This window comes from Halorussus vallis, assembly GCF_024138165.1.
GTDB classification, from domain to species: Archaea; Halobacteriota; Halobacteria; order Halobacteriales; family Haladaptataceae; genus Halorussus; species Halorussus vallis.
Map to the genome: position 1 here is coordinate 432413 of NZ_CP100001.1, position 16428 is coordinate 448840.

Consider the following 16428-nt stretch of genomic DNA (forward strand, 5'->3'; position numbering starts at 1 on the left):
GACCGGCGGGTCAGTCGAACGCGTCGGTCCGCTCGTGAATCGGCCCCGCTCGGTTCGCCAGTCGGCCGCCGTCGCGCCCGTTACGAACGGCGATGAGTTCGCTCACGATGCTGAAACCGACGGCGATCGGCTCGTCGCCGCCGATGTCGAGTCCGACGGGGGTCGCGATTCGGTCGAGCGCCGCCTCGTCGAGTTCCCGTCCGTCGGCTCGGAGGCGCTTGCGAACCTCGCGGAACCGCTTTCTGGGACCCATCAGTCCGACGTAGGGAACGCCCGCGTCCAGGAGACTGTCGAGGGCGAGACTGTCGTCGAGGAGGTTGTGCGACATCAGGACGGCGTACGTGTGCGCGGGCGCGTCCACCAGGTCGCGGAGGTCGGCGGGACGGACCACGGTCACCTCGTCGGCGGCCGGGAATCGGTCGGCGTCGGCGTGACCGCCCCGCGCGGTCGCGACGCGGACGCGGAACCCCGCCCGCCGGGCGAGCGACGCGACCGGATTGATGTCCTCCTGCCCGCCGAACAGCAGGAGGTCCGGCGTCGGTTCCACGCCGTCGACGAACACCCGTACCGTTCCCTCGTCCGTCTCGACGGAGGCGTACCCCGACTGGCGACTCTCGGCCTCGCCGTCCGAGCGGCCCAGACTCTGCCGGACGACGCCCGCCGGGAGCGAGGGTCTTCCTTCGTGGACGCGCCCGGACTCGGTGACGACGCACCGGTCGCCGACCTCGACATTGGGGTCGGTCGACGTGACCGCGGTCAGCACCGTAGCGCTTCGTTTCGCGGCGAGTTCGTCGAGCGCCGGGTCGATGCTCGCGTCGACCGGTTCGACCAGCACGTCGATGACCCCGTTACAGCCCAGACCGAGTCCCCACGCGCCCTCGTCGTCGGTCAGGTCGTAGGTCGTCGTGGACGGGGCGCCGCTCTCGATGACGGATTTGGCGACCTCGATGAGCGGCCCCTCCAGACACCCCGCGGTGACCGCCCCTCTGCTGTCGCCGCCGGACTCGACGACCATCTTCGCGCCCGGCCGTCGATAGCCCGACCCTTCGACGTCGACGACGGTCGCGAGCGCGGCGTCGATGTCGTCCTCTCGGTATCGGCGTATCGTCCGATGGATGTCGGTACTGGTGGCACTCCACGGACTCTCGGCTGCGTCCATCATGTCGGCGTTCTTCGGACGGATACTCCCTCGATAGTTATGCCTCTGTCGATTGGCGTAGTTTCGAACATTTTGGTGGCCTTGGGGATAGATATCAAACAAACCGGAAAATGGATCCGGATTGGTTCTCAACTAGAATAATAATAATAACAATTACAGAGCCACAGTTACTAACCAGAGGGTGCAATTCCCGAAAGAAGTTCAAGATTAGGCGGAAAGTGTTCGGAATAGCTACGGATTAACAAAAAACCTTAAGAAGAAATTATTTCTCCTGGTTCGATACAACTACGAACTACACGCTCGAACGCGCTTTCCGGTTCTTCGAAGGCGGCCGGGAAACCTGGCGTCCGGTCGTGACGGGAATCACCCGTCGCTCTCACGGTTTACTCGTAGGCCTCGCGGATACGCTCGAACTGCTCGTCGGACAGCGACACGTCGGTGGCGCCCAGGTTCTCCTCCAGTTGGTCGACCGTGCGCGCGCCGACGATGGGGATGCACTGGAACTCCCGCTGGTCGGCCAGCCACCGCAGCGACACCTGCGCGGGCGTCGCGCCCTCCTCGTCGGCGACCGCTTCTATCGCCTCCAGCACGTCCCACTGGGAGTCGTCGAACCGCTCTCTCCACTCGTAGAGGTCGCCCCGCGACCCTGCGGGGTTGTCGCCCTCGCGGTCGTACTTCCCGGTGAGGAAGCCGCCTTCGAGCGGCGAGTACGGACAGACCGCGAGGTCCTGGTCGGCGCAGACGTCGAGGTAGTCGGCCACCGGGTCCCGGTACGCGGCGTTGAACCGGGGCTGGGTGACCTCGAAGCGTTCGAGGCCCTCGACGTCGCTGGTCCAGAGCGCCTTGGTCAACTGCCAGGCGGCCATCGAACTCGCGGCGAGGTAGTTGACCTTCCCCTCCCGGACGAGGTCGTTCAGCGTCTTCAGCGTCTCCTCGATGGGCGCCTCCTCGTCCCAACGGTGGATGTAGTAGACGTCGAGGTAGCTCGTGCCGAGTCGTTCCAGGGTGCCCTCTATCTGGGCCCGGATGTGCTTGCGCGAGAGGCCGCGGTCGTTCGGCCCGTCGGCGAAGCCGAAGTACACCTTCGAGGCGAGCACGAAGTCCTCCCGGTCGTGCTGGGAGAGCCAGTCGCCGATCCACTCCTCGGCGGTGCCGTTGGGGTCGCCGTAGACGTTCGCGGTGTCGAGGAAGTTCACGCCGCGGTCCCAGGCGGCGTCGAGCAGGTCGTGAGCGGTGTCGCGGTCGGTTTCGACGGTGCCGTCGGATTCCTTGCCGAAGCGCCACGTGCCGAAACAGATTTCGCTGACCTTCGTGCCGGTCGAACCGAGTCGGACGTACTCCATGCTCGCGGTGTCGCCGTCGTCGCCCATAGTTCTGTGCGTGGCGGAGACTGACGGGGAACGCGGGGTCGAAGACGCAGGACGGAATCAGCTCCTAGCTCTCCGTTTTCGATAACGTAAACGTAAACGACAGAGAAGGACGCGGTCGGGTGAGACGCGGTCGGCCGAGACGCGCCGACCGGCGCGTCTCGGTCGACTCCGTTGCAGGTTCGCGTTCCGCGCGAGCTTCAGCCGTCGTCCGATTCGAAGAGCCACGCCTCCGACTGTGCCATCGCGCCGCGCTCGTCGACGGCGCGGGCGACCAGCGGACATCCCAAATTCGGCGCGTAGGTGAGTCGCGCGGTGTCGCTCGACCCGTCGAGTTCCGAAACCTCGATCACCTCGTCGCACTGGCCGATCCACCAGACGATGCGGTCGAGGTCGCCGTCGGGATCCTCGGCCCGCGCGACGAACTCGACCGGTTCGGTCGAGTCGCGCGAGCCGGTGACGGCGTCGCCGGTCGGTTCGACCTTCTCGACCGTCGGCGGTCGGTTCCCGTCCGCGGTCACCCGGACCGTCCACTCGACGGTTCCGATGGGGTCTGCGCCCTCCTCGTCGGCCCGACCGTCGTCGTACAGCGCGGCCTGGACGCGGTGGGTTCCCGTCGAGTCGAACGTCTGCGTGTGGGTGCGGCGACCGTTCGAACCCAACTGCCCGTAGAACGCATCGGGGCCGTAGTCGCGGCTCCCGTCGACGTACCAGACGGCGTCGGGGTAGTCGCCGCGATAGCCGCGGGCGAGCGCCTCGAACAGGACCGTCGTGCCGGGCCTCGCGGTGAACTCCCGCTTCGGGCCCACGCGGGCGACTCCTCGCGGCGCGTTGCCCGGGGTCAGTCGGTCGCCGTCGAGGGAGGCGGTCGCGGGACCGACGAGCGCGAACTCCGTCACGTCGCCGGTGTACTCGAACTCGTCGGCGCCCCGGTCGGGGCCGACGTGACCGGCGGCCCGGTCGCTCGACACCCGGTCGCCGCCGTCGCGCTGTCGGACCGACCCGGTCACCTCGAACTCATAGGCGGCGAAGCCGCCGCCCTCGCTCTCGATTCGGAGGACGTTCGTCCCGGAACGCGACGGCACGTCCTCGGCCGTGAGGTCGCTGTCGGGTGCCGGATACAGCGACGGGAGGACCCGGTAGTCGTTCCGCAGCACGCGCGCGGGGCCTGCGAGCGCGAAACTCGTCAGTTCGCCAGAGTACGAGAAGGCGTCGGCGCCGCGGTCGGGGCCGACGTGGCCGCGCGCCCGGTTGCCCGAAACCTCGTCGCCGCTGTCTTTCTGTTGGAGCGACCCGCTGACCGTGAACTCGTAGGCCGCCACCCCGCCGCCCTCGCTCACTATCTCGACGGTGTTCGTGCCTTGGGCGGTCCCGCCGGCCGCGACCGGACCGCCGGCCAGCGTCGCGGCCCCCGTCGCCGCGAGTCCTCGGAGGAACGTTCGTCGGTCGTTCTCTCTCCCCATGCGACGCAGTATTCTAGAATGCCACTAAGGTATACTCTGCTTATCGAGGCTAACCGGCGACTACTACCGACTACCGGCCGCGGAGTCGGACCGACGGTCCAACTCCGCGACCCGCTCTACTCCGAGACGGCGCAGTCGCGGTCGGGTCGCATTCACAGTCGCGGTCCCGGTAGCGGCCGGCGTGCCGGGCCTCAGAACTCGGTGACGACCTCGACCCCGACCGTGCCGTAGTCGTCCATCGCGGCGAGGCGGTCGGGCACGTCGGCGAGCGCGACCTCCCGGGTCACCAGGTCGGCGGGCGAGACGGTGCCGCGCTCGACCATCCGGAGGAGTTCGTCGTAGCGGGTCGGCGGCATCCCGCGCGAGCCGTGGAAGGTGATCTCCCAGCGGGTCATCGCGTCGGTCGGGAGCGACACCTCCCCGCGCTCCTCGTCGGTCGTCAGGCCCAACTGGACGTGCTGGCCCCGCGGTCGGAGGCAGTCGACGGAGTTGCGGCACGTCTCGGCCGTCCCGAGCGCGTCGACGGAGACGTGCGCGCCGCCCGAGTCGGTCGACGGCGCTCGGCTTCCGCTCCGGGCGCCCTCGCCGTCGGTTCCGGTCAGCAGGCGAATCGCGTCGGGGACGCCGCCGGGTTCGGCGGCGTTGACCGTCTCGTCGGCGCCGAGTTCGCGGGCTTTCGCCAGTTTCTCCTCGGTGATGTCGACCGCGACGACGTTCGCGCCGAGCGCGTCGGCGATATGTACCGCGGACAGGCCGACCCCGCCGCAGCCGTGGACCGCCACCCAGTCGCCGGAGGTGAGGTCGGCGCGGTGGGCCAGCGCGTGGTAGGCCGTCGAGAACCGACAGCCCAGCGCGGCCATCTCGGTCGCCGAGACGCCCCGGGGGAGCGCGACCGCGTTGTAGTCGGCGTAGGGGATGTGGACGCGCTCGGCGAACGCGCCGGGGGCGTCGGCCTCGAAGCCGAGCGCGATGCCGTCCGTACAGACGTTGCCGTGGCCGTTCCGGCAGTACTCGCAGTCGCCGCGCCCGAGGTTGAACGGGACCGCGACCCGGTCGCCCTCGCGGAACCGGTCGACGGCCGACCCGACCGCGACAACTCGGCCGGCGGGTTCGTGGCCGAGAATCTGGCCCGCGGGCACCTGGTCGTCGGCCCACTCGCCGTGGCCCTTCCAGGCGTGCCAGTCGGACCGGCAGACGCCGCAGGCTTCGGTTTCGATCACGACGCCATGGTCAGCGAGGTCGGGTTCGGGGACGTCCTCGACTGCGAGGTCGCCGTAGTCGCGCAGCACTGCCGCTTTCATGTTCGGTAGTTCGCGGTGAGACGCTTAAATCGCCGCGTCGGGGCAAACGTCTCGTGCGAGTATCCGCCTTCGAGTCTTTCGGGGTGCCGGACCGTCCGGGGGTTTCGAGGGAGAACCGCCGCCACGGCGCGTGCTGGCGCGGTCCCGCGGTTTGGGACCGCGCCTTCGTCGCGCGAGGGATGAGTGAGTGAGCGGAGCGAACGAGCGAATCGGTTGGGGAGGAATGTGGTTTGCGGTGGCGGTTGCTGTGCGGTACTCATTTGTCGAGTGTAAGTAGCGGTCGCTGGTGCGTTATGGAGTGCAAGTAGCGGTCGCTGGTGCGGTTGCTGTAGTTGTGGCTGTCGCGGTTTCGAAGGCGGTTGCAGAAGCGATTACGGCCACAGAGTACACGAATTCGACGACGTGCACCGGGTCGCGTAGATTGCTTTCGTGCTCCTGTTGGCCTTCCTCGCGGTCTTCCGGGCGTCGGTGATCTCGTCGGTGTTCTCATACGCGAGCGTCGACACCGTCACCGTCTCGCGTCACGCATTAGCTCCTGGCCGGACCCGGTACGACTCTCGCCTTAGTTACACGTCCATTCGAACACCGATCGAACGGACCATCCCCTTTCCGTCTTCGAATATCACCGGTAATAATCACCGGTGGATTTATAGATGCTGTTTGTCGACTGGTAGGTGAGACGTCATGAGAAATATTACCATAGAACGGGCGGCACGCATCGTGAGCACGGCGGCGACGGGTGGCCGACCATGACGGCCGGCGACGACCCCGTCGAGGGCGACATCGCACCGGAGGGGCCGACGCTCGACCCCGACTCCGAGCAGTCGGACTTCGTCGAGTACGGCATCGACGACAAGCCACCGCTCGGCGAGTCCGTTCTGCTGGGGTTCCAGCACTACCTGACGATGATTGGCGCGACGGTCGCCATCCCGCTCGCGCTCGCGGGCGCACTCGGGATGTTCGAGGCCGCGCCCGGCCAGGTCGGACGGCTCATCGGGACGTTCTTCGTCGTCTCGGGTATCGCAACACTCGCTCAGACGACCATCGGGAACCGCTACCCCATCGTGCAGGGTGGCACCTTCTCGATGCTCGCGCCCGCGCTCGCCATCATCGGCGTGCTCTCGACGCAGGGCGTCGGCTGGCAGGGGATGTTACAACACCTGATGGGCGCGGTCATCGTGGCCGGCCTCGTCGAGGTGCTCATCGGCTACTTCGGCGTGATGGGTGCGTTGAAGCGGTACATGAGCCCCATCGTCATCGCGCCGACCATCGCACTCATCGGCCTGGCGCTGTTCAGCGCGCCCCAGATTACGGACCCGAACCTCTCGGCTCCGGGGACCGGCCAGAACTGGTGGCTGGTCGGGCTGACGCTCGTGCTCATCGTCGCCTTCTCGCAGTATCTCGACACCTACAACCGCGCCTTCCGGCTGTTCCCGGTACTACTCGGCATCAGCACCGCGTGGATTATCGCGGCCGTCCTGTCGGTCGCCGGCGTGTACGCCTCGGGGTCGGTCAGCTACGTCGACCTCTCGTCGGTCGCCAGCGCGTCGCTCATTCAGCCCATCTACCCCTTCCAGTGGGGGATGCCCGACTTCCGGCTCTCGTTCATCATCGGGATGGTCGCCGGGATGCTAGCGTCGGCAATCGAGAGCTTCGGCGACTACCACTCGGTCGCGCGGATGGCCGGGCGGGGCGCGCCGAGCAAGAAGCGCATCGACCACGGCATCGGTATGGAGGGCCTCGGAAACGCCTTCGCCGGTATCATGGGCACAGGTAACGGCTCGACATCCTACACCGAGAACGTCGGCGCCATCGGCATCACCGGCGTCGCCAGCCGTCACGTCGTCCAGATCGGCGCCGTCGTGATGGTCGTCGCGGGGTACGTCGGCTACGTCGGCCAACTGTTCGCGACCATCCCCGAACCCATCGTCGGCGGACTCTACCTCGCGATGTTCGGCCAGATCGTCGCAGTGGGCCTCTCGCAACTGCAGTTCGTGGACCTCGACAGCAACCGGAACGTGTTCATCGTGGGCTTCGCACTGTTCGCCGGCCTCGCCATCCCCGGCTACATGGGCGCGGTCGGCGGCGCCGACGCGTTCCAGCAGGGGATGAGCAACGTCGCCGTCCTCGGGCCGATCCTCGGCTCCGAACTCGTCTCGACGACGCTGTTCGTCATCGGCGGAACCGGGATGGCGGTCGGCGGCATCGTCGCGTTCTTCCTCGACAACACCATCGACGGGACCCGCGAGGAGCGCGGTCTCGTCGCCATGAAGGAGATGTCCGAGGACGACAGCGACTTCCAGTCGTTCTGGGACCGCTTCGGCGGGTCCGAACCGGAAGAACCCGCGCCGCGGGCCGACTGAGCGGCGCGCTCGGGCGCTTCGCGCGTTCGACCGGCCGCTCGTTTCACAACGACCGCCCTTTTATACGGTGGCCTCCCAACGCTGTGACGATGACAGACGTGGCCGACGCGCTGGACGGCGACGAACGAATCCGGGAGCGACTGGCGCTCCGAACCGGCGGGACGGTCGCGCTGACCGACGACCGCGTGCTCGTGGACGCCGAGGGGTCCGTCACCGCGGTGGCGCTGGACGACGTGGCGGAGGTCACGGTCGAGGACCTCGACTGGTTCCTCGCCGTGCTGAGCGCACTGCTCGTGGGTTACGGCCTCTACTCGATTCCGCGGAGCGTCCCGCTCGGCGTCGCGTTCGCGGCGTTCGGCACCGCGAGCCTCTACTGGACCTACCGCAAGCGCGGGAAGGTCCGCATCAAGGTGGCCGGACGCGCAAAGCCGCTGTCGGTGTTCCCGGCCGACACCGAGGGCTTCTCGGCGGCGTTCGAGTCGGCGCTGGCCGCCGACCGGTCGGCGGCCAGCACCGACGGCCGGGAGACCGAGGCGTAGACGGCCGAGAGTACGAGGCGTGGGCGGCCACGAGAACGAGACGTGGACGGTCGGCGGGTTCCGCCGCGGCGTCGCCCGCGTCTCGCCGCTCTGCTTTCACCAACCGCCGCCTCTCCGCTCTCGCCGACAGCCCAACCGCCGCCCGCTAACCTCGTCCGTTCAGTTCGCCAACCGATTCACAAAATATTTCTCGGTCGGACTCGCAGTGGCGCGTGACACCCCGTGCCCTCCAGACTCCCCCGCAGACGGTTCCTCGGCGGCTTCGCCGGCGTCGGCGCCGCGAGTTACTCCGGCTACCGGTTCCTCCCCGCGACGGCCCTGCCGGACTCGGTTCTCGGCGTCCGTATCGAACGAATCGACGTCCCGGCGGTCGACACCTCGCTGGCGGTCGCGCCCGACGCGCTCGCGTCGGCGCGCGACCACCTCCGCGACGTCGTCGACCGCGCGGAGTCGGCGTGGGCGAACGTCGACGACTCGGACGTCTCCGGCGAAACCGAGGAGTTCGACCGCTCGCTCGAGAGCACCCTCGACGGCGCCAGGAAGAAGCTCTCGGCGACGAAGGACGCCGAACCGACCACGGAGGCGCTGAAGGAAGTCCGGTACGGCGTCAACCGTGGGACGTGGTCGCTCGCCGCCGCGAAGGCCATCTCGGAGGACTACGAGGCCGACGCCCTCCGCGAGCGGTCGGAGGCGCTCTTCCGCGACGCGAACGACTTCGTCGACGCCACGTCCTACGACGTCGCCGACCCGCGCCGAGGTCTGGCGTACCTCTACCGGACCGAGCGGGCGGTCCACTTCGCCCGGATGAGCGCCCACGGCGGCACCTACTTCTCGGGCGAGTCGGTCGGCGAGTCCGAGTACGACCACCGCGAGGCCGTCGAAGCTATCCGCGGCGCGATAGAGGGCCGACGCTGGCTCGGCGACGCGAGGGCCGTCTACGACGCCCACCGGTCGAACCTCGCCGACGCGGAGAACACGACCGACCTCCGAGCGCACCTCGACCGGACGTGGCGGGACTTCGCCGAGCGCATCGACGGCCTGCTCCCCGACCGAGAGACGGTCGTCGAACGGTACCTCACCGACGGCGAGGGGGCGCGCGACAGGGCGGCGAACGAACTGTTCAACAACGGCTACTCCGGGGCCGACGACGCCTCCCCGCCGACCCGAACCCTCCGCAGGGGCCTGCTCGCGCTCGCGGCGGTCGAACACGCCAAAGCCCTCCAGCACGCCCGCGGGTTCCGGTCGGCGATGGACGCGCTCTACCGGGCTTTCTCGGACAATTCGGTGAATCTAGCGCGCGCGGAGCGGACCAAGCGAACCGCGGTGAGGCGACTGCGGACCCGCCTCGACGGGTCGAACGACCCCCTCACCCGGGAACTGCTGGCCCGACCCCGCGAGGAGATAGTCATCGGCGACTGGCCGCTCGGGCTCTCGCCGACGTTCGACTCGGAGTACCCCGCCGCGGAGGCCTACGCGATGTACCTCCTCGCGTCGGAGAACGTCCGCCACACCGCCGACGTTCGGCGGCTACTGCTCCCCTGACGGCCGGGCGGCGCGTCCGTTGACTGCGGGCAGAACCGGCGGTACGAACCGCCGTCTCCGCGCCTACTTTCACTTTCACTCTCCAGTATACGCCCCCTTATCTCCTCGCACCTCCAAGGACGGTCGATGGCAGCAACAGAGAAACTCGACGTGCTCCCAGGAGTCGGACCCGCCACCGAAGAGAAACTCAGAGAAGCCGGCTACGACTCGTACGCCTCGCTCGCGGTCGCCAGCCCCGGCGAACTCTCCAACACCGCCGACGTCGGCGAATCGACCGCCGCCGACATCGTCCAGGCCGCCCGCAAGGAGGCCGACGTCGGGAAGTTCGAGACCGGCACGGAGGTCCTCCGGCGCCGCGGCGAAATCGGCAAACTCAGCTGGGGCGTCCCCGAGGTCGACGACCTCCTGGGGGGTGGCGTCGAAACCCAGTCGATCACCGAGGTGTACGGCGAGTTCGGTGCCGGCAAGTCCCAGGTCACCCACCAGCTCGCGGTCAACGTCCAGCTTCCCCGCGAACACGGCGGGGCGGAGGGAAGCGCCATCTTCGTCGACAGCGAGGACACCTTCCGGCCCGAGCGCATCGACGACATGGTCCGCGGCCTCCCCGAGGAGGTCAAGCACGACGCGATGGCCCTCCACCAGGTCCGAGACGAGGACGAACTGCTGGAATCGGTCTTGGAGAACATCCACGTCGCGAAGGCGTTCAACTCCAACCACCAGATGCTGCTGGCGGAGAAGGCCGACGAACTCGTCAAGGAGCAAGCCGACTCGGAGTGGCCGGTTCGGCTGGTCTGCGTCGACTCGCTCACCGCCCACTTCCGGGCCGAGTACGTCGGCCGCGGGAAACTCGCCGAGCGCCAGCAGAAGCTCAACAAGCACCTCCACGACCTGGTGCGAGTCGGGAGCCTCCACAACGTCGCGGTGCTGGTGACCAACCAGGTCCAGTCGAACCCCGACGCGTTCTTCGGCGACCCGACCAAGCCCATCGGCGGTAACATCCTTGGACACACCTCGACGTTCCGGATGTACCTCCGGAAGTCCAAGGGGACCATGCGCATCGTCCGACTGGTCGACTCGCCGAACCTCGCCGACGGCGAAGCGGTCATGCGTGTCGAGGACGGCGGCCTGAAGCCCGAGTGAACCGCCCCGGTCGCCCCCGTCGGAACCGCTCGAACCTCCGCCGCGGCGCGTGACCGCCGAGTAACTGGCGGACACGGCCCGTCACCCCCGATCGGAAGCTTTTCGCCCGGATTTCGACGACTCGACGCGGCCGCGTCGATTCCGAGCATCCCGCGATTCTCCGGCAGTTAGGGTTACTTCCCGACGAGATGGTGCCCGAGTCGGACCGGCCCCGCCGCTCCGTCCAGAAAGTACTTATCGGAGTGGTTAGAATCTCGACAGCATGGAACCCTTCGGACTCCTCCTCGTCCTCTTCGGCCTCCCGGGCGCCGTCTGGCCCTACAAGATCGCCAAGTTCGGAGAAGCGATGGACGCCATCGGCAGTACCCGGAAGTCCTCCGAAGTCGAACCGGCCGGCTGGAACGTCGCGCTGACCCGCCTCGTGAGCGTCGGAATGATGCTGTTCGGCCTCGTGATGACGTTCGGCGGCGCGTGACCCCCTTCTGCGGCCTGCCCCTTTCCCGTACCTTTTAACACCTCCCACGGTAGCCCCACCCATGACCGACCCGGACCTCGACAGATTCACCTCCCGACGCTCGACCGTCCACGCCCCGAACGGACTGGTCGCCACGAGCCAACCGCTCGCCGCCGAGGCGGGCGTCCAAATCATGCGCGAGGGCGGCAACGCCTTCGACGCCGCCGTTGCCACCGCCGCGGCGCTCAACGTCGTCGAACCAACGAGCACGGGCTTGGGCGGCGACGTGTTCGCGCTCTACCGGACCGCCGACGGAGAGGTCGGCGCGATGCGTTCCTGCGGGGGCGCGCCCGCCGACGCGACCGTCGAGAACGTCCGGCGGGCGCTCCGGGAGGCAGACGACGTCTCGGCGTACTACCCCGAGTCGCGGGGGTACGCGACCGACGACGTCGAGGACGCCGGGATGCCGTTCCTCGGCCCGCACGCCGTGACGGTGCCCGGAACCGCCCGCGGGTGGGAGGCCACGGTGCGGGAACTCGGCCGACTGACGCTCGCCGACGCGCTCGCACCCGCCATCGAGTACGCCACGGAGGGGTATCCCGTCTCGGAGGTCATCGCCTCCCACTGGACCGGCGCCGAGGACCTCTTCTCCGAGGCGCACGCCCGCGAGGCCTACCTCAAGGACGGTCGCGCGCCCCGCGTCGGCGAGCGGATGCGCCTGCCGCAACTCGGCGAGACGATGCGGACCGTCGCCGAGGAGGGCGCCGACGTCGTCTACGAGGGCGACATCGCCGAGCAGATAGCCGGAGAGGTCCAGCGCCACGGCGGGTTCATGACCGTCGACGACCTCGCCGACTTCGAACCCGAGTTCGTGGACCCTGTCTCGACCACCTACAACGGCGCGGAGATATACGAACTCCCGCCGAACAACCAGGGACTGGTCGCCCTGGAGGCGCTCAACATCGCCGAGGAACTCGGCGCGGGCGACCACCCGCTCGACTCGTCCGAGCGCATCCACTACTTCGCGGAGGCGACCAAGCGGGCGTTCCACGACGGGCACCGCTACATCACCGACCCCGAGTACGAGGAGATTCCGCCGCTGTCCTCGAAGCAGTACGCGCGCGAGCGGGCCGCGGAAGTCGGCGAGACCGCCTCCGACGTCTCGTTCGGCGTGCCGGATGCCAACGCCGAGGACGCAGACACCGTCCTGCTGACCGCGGCCGACGCCGAGGGCAACGTCGTCTCCTACATCAACTCCCGATTCGCGGGCTTCGGGTCGGGGCTGGTCGCCGGCGACACCGGCATCGCCCTGCAGAACCGCGGGGCGTCGTTCTCGCTCGACCCCGACCACCCCAACAGCCTCGAACCCGGCAAGCGCCCGTTCCACACCCTGATTCCCGCCGTGGCGAAGTTCGCCGAGGACGACTGGGCGGCCTTCGGCGTGATGGGCGGCTACATGCAACCGCAGGGTCACGTGCAGGTGATATCGAATCTCGTCGACTACGATATGCCGCTGCAGGCCGCGCTCGACCACCCGCGCTGGCGCTACCGCGAAGACGGTACGCTGGCCGTCGAGGGCCGGGTCGACGGCGCGGTACAGTCGAAGCTCGCCCGGATGGGCCACGACGTCCGCGTCCTCCCGCCGGTGATGTTCGGCGGCGCGCAGGTGACGCGACTCGACGAGCGCGAGGACGTCATCTCGGGCGCGACCGAACCCCGGAAGGACGGCACCGCCGCGGGGTTCTGAGCGCGGGTCGGCGGCCGCTCGTTCGCGCCTACTCGTCGACTTCCCCGCCGTCGTCGATGGTTATCTTGGTCGGTTCGCGTTCCGGTCGCTCCCGGCGGCTCCGTTTGGCGCGTCGGGACCCGAGGACGTAGCCGATAGCGAACAGGAGCGCCAGCAGGGCGAGTCGAAACGACGGCGAACCGTCTCCGGCGGCGTCTGTCTGGAGCGTCACGAACTAGCAGACGAGCGTCGGCGACTTTTCGGTTGCGGTGGCGCGAATCCCGCGGCGGTTTCGGTCACCCCTCGTCGCGACGCACCTGGTCGAGGAACCGACGGAGCGGGTCCTCGATGGTGATTTCGGTCACCTTCCCCTCCTCGGAGTCGTAGGTGAGCGTCCCGGCCGCCTCGAGTTTTGGCAGGTGGTTGTGGTGGAGCGTGGTCGCGATCTCGGTCCGCTTCAGCATCGACACCTGGTCCGGAGGCTGTTGGAACTCCCGGCCGGCCACCTCGTCGGTGAGGCGTTCGAGCGGGACCGGTTCCGGCTGACCGTCGAGGCAGGCGAGAACGTGGCGCCTGTAACGGTCGCTCAAAAGCGAGAAGGTTTCGTCGACTCTGAGACTCGTTTCGTCGCGGGTCGCGTTCGCGTCCGCGACCGAGTCCTCGGCCATACGTACCGTATGCTCTTTGCCGAGTAAACGGCTATCGCATTACTATTAATGCAGTACAAAAGTCGCGGACGCGGTTCACCCCCCGAACGGCGAACTCCGACGAAACCGACCGGCTGAGTGCTCGCCGGGACGGCCGGCATCGCCGGCCGTCCCGGCGAGCGTCAAGGCCCCGACGCGCGTCGAGGTTCGGCGTCTCGAACGCTCGGCTATCCGAGACTGCCTTCCATTTCGAGTTCGATGAGTCGGTTGAGTTCGACGGCGTACTCGATGGGTAGCTCTTCGGTGATGGGTTCGATGAACCCGGAGACGATCATCTGCTTGGCGTCGTCGTCGTCAAGTCCGCGACTCTGGAGGTAGAAGACGTCCTCGTCGCCGATCTTGCCGACGGTGGCCTCGTGGGCGACGTCGACGCGGCTCTCGTCGATCTCCATGTACGGCATGGTATCGGACGTCGACTCGTTGTCGAACATCAGCGCGTCGCACTCGACGCTCGTGCTAGAGTGTTCTGCGCCCTCGGCGATGTGGACGAGGCCGCGGTAGTTGGTGCGGCCGCCGTCCTTCGAGATGCTCTTGGACTCGATGGTGGAGTTGGTGCGGGGCGCGTTGTGGTAGACCTTTGCGCCGGTGTCGATGTCTTGACCCTCGCCCGCGAACGCGATGCTGATGTGGTTCGCAGATGCGCCGCGACCTTTGAGGATGGAACACGGATACAGCATGGTGGCCTTCGAGCCCATCGAGCCCGAAACCCACTCCATGCGGCCGCCCGAGTCGACCAAGGCGCGCTTGGTGTTGAGGTTGAACGTGTTCTTCGACCAGTTCTGCACCGTCGAGTACTGGACGTGAGCGTCCTCCCTGACGAACACTTCCACACCGCCGCTGTGGAGGTTGTGGCTGCCGTACTTGGGCGCGGAACAGCCCTCGATGTAGTGGACCTCCGAACCTTCCTCGGCGATGATGAGGGTGTGTTCGAACTGGCCCATCCCTTCCGAGTTCATCCGGAAGTACGCCTGGACGGGCATCTCGACCGTGACGTCCTCGGGGACGTAGACGAACGAGCCGCCGGACCACACTGCACCGTGGAGCGCGGCGAACTTGTTGTCGCTCGGCGGGACGCAGGAGGTCATGAAGTGCTCTTTCACCAGGTCCTCGTGTTCCTGCACCGCTTCGTCCATGTTACAGAACACGACGCCCTTCTCCTCCCACTGCTCCTGCATGTTCTGGTAGACGACTTCGGACTCGTACTGGGCGCCCACGCCCGACAGCGCTTTCCGCTCTGCCTCGGGGATGCCGAGTTTCTCGAAGGTGTCCTGAATCTCCTCGGGGAGGTCGTCCCAGCTATCGGCGCCCTCGCGCTTGTCGACGTCGGGCCGGATGTACGGGACGATCTCCTCGACGTCCAACTGGGTGAGGTCGGGTTGGCCCGGCCAGTCGGTCGGCAGCGGCATGTTCTGGTAGTGCTCGAGCGCGCGGAGGCGCCGCTGGAGCATCCATTCCGGTTCGCCTTTGTCCTCGCTGATGAGCCGCACCACTTCCTCGGTGAGGCCCTTGTCCGATTTCAGCGCCGCGCTCTCCTCCTTCTTGAACGCGAAACGCTCCTCGGTGTCGGTTTCTTGGAGTTCTTCGTCGGTACTCATGTACTCGACACTCGGTGCCGAAGCTCCTTAACCTCGGGGTCGACGCGGGGGTCGAGGCAACCGGAAGTGGTTACGCGCGAGCGACCGCGACGCGGTCGCTCGGGCGTCGGGTGTGAACGGGGACGAAAGCGGCAGAAGAGGCGTCGTGCGTTACGCGTCGGTGTCGACGTTCGCGTCGACGTTGGAGTCGGTCGCGGCCACGTCGCTCTCGGTCATCTCGCTAAGCTCCTCTTCGACCTCTTGTCGTCCTTTCTTGAACTCGCCCATCGCCTCGCCGGTCGAGCGTGCGAGCTTCGGGATCTTGTTCGCGCCGAACAGCAGGACGGCGATGAGGAGTATAACCATCATCTCCATCCCGCCGGGCACGGGTCCGAACAGTGGAATCATTTCGAGCGCCATCGTACTTCGAACCATCGGCCCCTCACTTGTAGGCTTTTCCCCAGTCTTCAAATAGGGGCGCGTCCTCGCGAGGCTACGTTCGGCTTCCCTCACCGCGTCTTCGGTGCGAACGAATTGCCCCGGTGAACCTACGAGCGACCGCTCTCCCGACGACGAGAGTGGCGAGCGGAACTCCGCCAGCGATTTCGTCTTCGCCCGCGAACGCCCGGACGTGTCCGACCCCGCCGCGCTCGCCCGAGAACACGTCCTCGACGCCCACGCCGAAACCGTCGAGGCGGTACTGAACTGCGCCGACGCCGTCGCCGCCGAGTGGGACGGCGACGCCGCGACGTCTCGGCGAGACGTCGCGCCGCCGCTCCGCGATGCGCTCACCGCGGCGGGCGTCCTCGCGCGCCTGCCCGACGTGCTCGCGGGCGTGGTCGAAGCGGCGGGATTCTCCCTGCCGGCGACGCCCGTCGCTGGCCCCCCGTACGTCGCCGTGACGAGCGAGGGACCGCTGCTCCGGGCGACCGTCTCGGCCGGGCGACTCGTCGTCGCGTTCGAGGTCTTCGCGGTCGAACGCGGCGGGAACGTCGGACCGCCGCGCTACGTCCGGGCCGCGAGGACGCAGGACGCGGCGGTCCGCGCCCGACTTCGATGAGGTAGCGCGCCGATTCGTACCGAATTACGATGA

15 protein-coding genes are annotated in these 16428 nt (G+C 67.8%); 7 read left to right on the forward strand and 8 right to left on the reverse strand.

Annotated features, from left to right (window positions below):
• Positions 1-10 precede the first annotated feature (10 nt).
• The 4 genes from NGM07_RS22145 to NGM07_RS22160 form a co-directional block, all read right to left on the reverse strand.
• Positions 11-1162, reverse strand: a complete 1152-nt coding sequence (locus NGM07_RS22145; protein ID WP_368410334.1) for an XdhC family protein — start codon at positions 1160-1162, stop codon at positions 11-13.
• Positions 1163-1542: 380 nt separating this feature from the next.
• Entirely contained in the window at positions 1543-2502 is a 960-nt protein-coding gene (locus NGM07_RS22150) for an aldo/keto reductase (RefSeq protein ID WP_253521207.1), read from the reverse strand.
• A gap of 224 nt (positions 2503-2726) precedes the next feature.
• Entirely contained in the window at positions 2727-3989 is a 1263-nt protein-coding gene (locus NGM07_RS22155; RefSeq protein WP_253520540.1) for a twin-arginine translocation signal domain-containing protein, read from the reverse strand.
• Between the two features lie 191 nt (positions 3990-4180).
• A complete protein-coding gene (locus NGM07_RS22160) occupies positions 4181-5290 on the reverse strand; it encodes a zinc-dependent alcohol dehydrogenase family protein (RefSeq protein WP_253520542.1) in 1110 nt (369 codons plus the stop codon).
• Between the two features lie 749 nt (positions 5291-6039).
• Between NGM07_RS22160 and NGM07_RS22165 the strand changes: the two genes are divergently transcribed.
• From NGM07_RS22165 to ggt, 6 genes are all read left to right on the forward strand, one after another.
• Positions 6040-7653: a uracil-xanthine permease family protein gene (locus NGM07_RS22165; protein WP_253520543.1), complete on the forward strand. Its 1614-nt coding sequence runs from the start codon at positions 6040-6042 to the stop codon at positions 7651-7653.
• Between the two features lie 89 nt (positions 7654-7742).
• A complete protein-coding gene (locus NGM07_RS22170; protein ID WP_253520545.1) occupies positions 7743-8192 on the forward strand; it encodes a hypothetical protein in 450 nt (149 codons plus the stop codon).
• 222 nt (positions 8193-8414) lie between these two features.
• The gene (locus NGM07_RS22175; RefSeq protein ID WP_253520547.1) at positions 8415-9734 is read left to right on the forward strand and encodes a hypothetical protein; all 1320 of its coding nucleotides are present in this window, start codon (positions 8415-8417) and stop codon (positions 9732-9734) included.
• Positions 9735-9860: 126 nt separating this feature from the next.
• Positions 9861-10874, forward strand: a complete 1014-nt coding sequence (gene radA / locus NGM07_RS22180; RefSeq protein ID WP_253520549.1) for a DNA repair and recombination protein RadA — start codon at positions 9861-9863, stop codon at positions 10872-10874.
• 262 nt (positions 10875-11136) lie between these two features.
• Positions 11137-11349: a DUF6199 family natural product biosynthesis protein gene (locus NGM07_RS22185; protein ID WP_253520551.1), complete on the forward strand. Its 213-nt coding sequence runs from the start codon at positions 11137-11139 to the stop codon at positions 11347-11349.
• Between the two features lie 61 nt (positions 11350-11410).
• The gene (gene ggt / locus NGM07_RS22190) at positions 11411-13075 is read left to right on the forward strand and encodes a gamma-glutamyltransferase (RefSeq protein ID WP_253520553.1); all 1665 of its coding nucleotides are present in this window, start codon (positions 11411-11413) and stop codon (positions 13073-13075) included.
• Positions 13076-13103: 28 nt separating this feature from the next.
• Here the strand turns inward: ggt and NGM07_RS22195 are convergent, their stop codons facing one another.
• The 4 genes from NGM07_RS22195 to NGM07_RS22210 all read right to left on the reverse strand — a co-directional run bounded on the left by NGM07_RS22195 (position 13104) and on the right by NGM07_RS22210 (position 15755).
• Positions 13104-13286, reverse strand: coding sequence for a hypothetical protein (locus tag NGM07_RS22195; RefSeq protein ID WP_253520555.1), 183 nt, complete (start codon positions 13284-13286; stop codon positions 13104-13106).
• A gap of 64 nt (positions 13287-13350) precedes the next feature.
• Positions 13351-13722, reverse strand: coding sequence for a DUF7344 domain-containing protein (locus tag NGM07_RS22200; RefSeq protein WP_253520557.1), 372 nt, complete (start codon positions 13720-13722; stop codon positions 13351-13353).
• Positions 13723-13928: 206 nt separating this feature from the next.
• Positions 13929-15356: a Fe-S cluster assembly protein SufB gene (gene sufB / locus NGM07_RS22205; RefSeq protein ID WP_253520559.1), complete on the reverse strand. Its 1428-nt coding sequence runs from the start codon at positions 15354-15356 to the stop codon at positions 13929-13931.
• 150 nt (positions 15357-15506) lie between these two features.
• Positions 15507-15755, reverse strand: a complete 249-nt coding sequence (locus NGM07_RS22210; RefSeq protein WP_253520561.1) for a Sec-independent protein translocase subunit TatA/TatB — start codon at positions 15753-15755, stop codon at positions 15507-15509.
• A gap of 211 nt (positions 15756-15966) precedes the next feature.
• On the opposite strand from NGM07_RS22210, the gene NGM07_RS22215 reads away from it, so the two are divergent.
• On the forward strand, positions 15967-16395 hold the full coding sequence (locus NGM07_RS22215) for a DUF7988 family protein (RefSeq protein WP_253520563.1): 429 nt from the start codon (positions 15967-15969) through the stop codon (positions 16393-16395).
• The last annotated feature ends 33 nt before the right edge of the window (positions 16396-16428 follow it).

Bases quoted from the DNA above. Each gene is read 5' to 3' on its own strand.
- NGM07_RS22145 (WP_368410334.1), bottom strand. From the start codon at position 1,162: ATGATGGACGCAGCCGAGAGTCCGTGGAGTGCCACCAGTACCGACATC.
- NGM07_RS22150 (WP_253521207.1), bottom strand. From the start codon at position 2,502: ATGGAGTACGTCCGACTCGGTTCGACCGGCACGAAGGTCAGCGAAATC.
- NGM07_RS22155 (WP_253520540.1), bottom strand. From the start codon at position 3,989: ATGGGGAGAGAGAACGACCGACGAACGTTCCTCCGAGGACTCGCGGCG.
- NGM07_RS22160 (WP_253520542.1), bottom strand. From the start codon at position 5,290: ATGAAAGCGGCAGTGCTGCGCGACTACGGCGACCTCGCAGTCGAGGAC.
- NGM07_RS22165 (WP_253520543.1), top strand. From the start codon at position 6,040: ATGACGGCCGGCGACGACCCCGTCGAGGGCGACATCGCACCGGAGGGG.
- NGM07_RS22170 (WP_253520545.1), top strand. From the start codon at position 7,743: ATGACAGACGTGGCCGACGCGCTGGACGGCGACGAACGAATCCGGGAG.
- radA (WP_253520549.1), top strand. From the start codon at position 9,861: ATGGCAGCAACAGAGAAACTCGACGTGCTCCCAGGAGTCGGACCCGCC.
- NGM07_RS22185 (WP_253520551.1), top strand. From the start codon at position 11,137: ATGGAACCCTTCGGACTCCTCCTCGTCCTCTTCGGCCTCCCGGGCGCC.
- ggt (WP_253520553.1), top strand. From the start codon at position 11,411: ATGACCGACCCGGACCTCGACAGATTCACCTCCCGACGCTCGACCGTC.
- NGM07_RS22200 (WP_253520557.1), bottom strand. From the start codon at position 13,722: ATGGCCGAGGACTCGGTCGCGGACGCGAACGCGACCCGCGACGAAACG.
- sufB (WP_253520559.1), bottom strand. From the start codon at position 15,356: ATGAGTACCGACGAAGAACTCCAAGAAACCGACACCGAGGAGCGTTTC.
- NGM07_RS22210 (WP_253520561.1), bottom strand. From the start codon at position 15,755: ATGGCGCTCGAAATGATTCCACTGTTCGGACCCGTGCCCGGCGGGATG.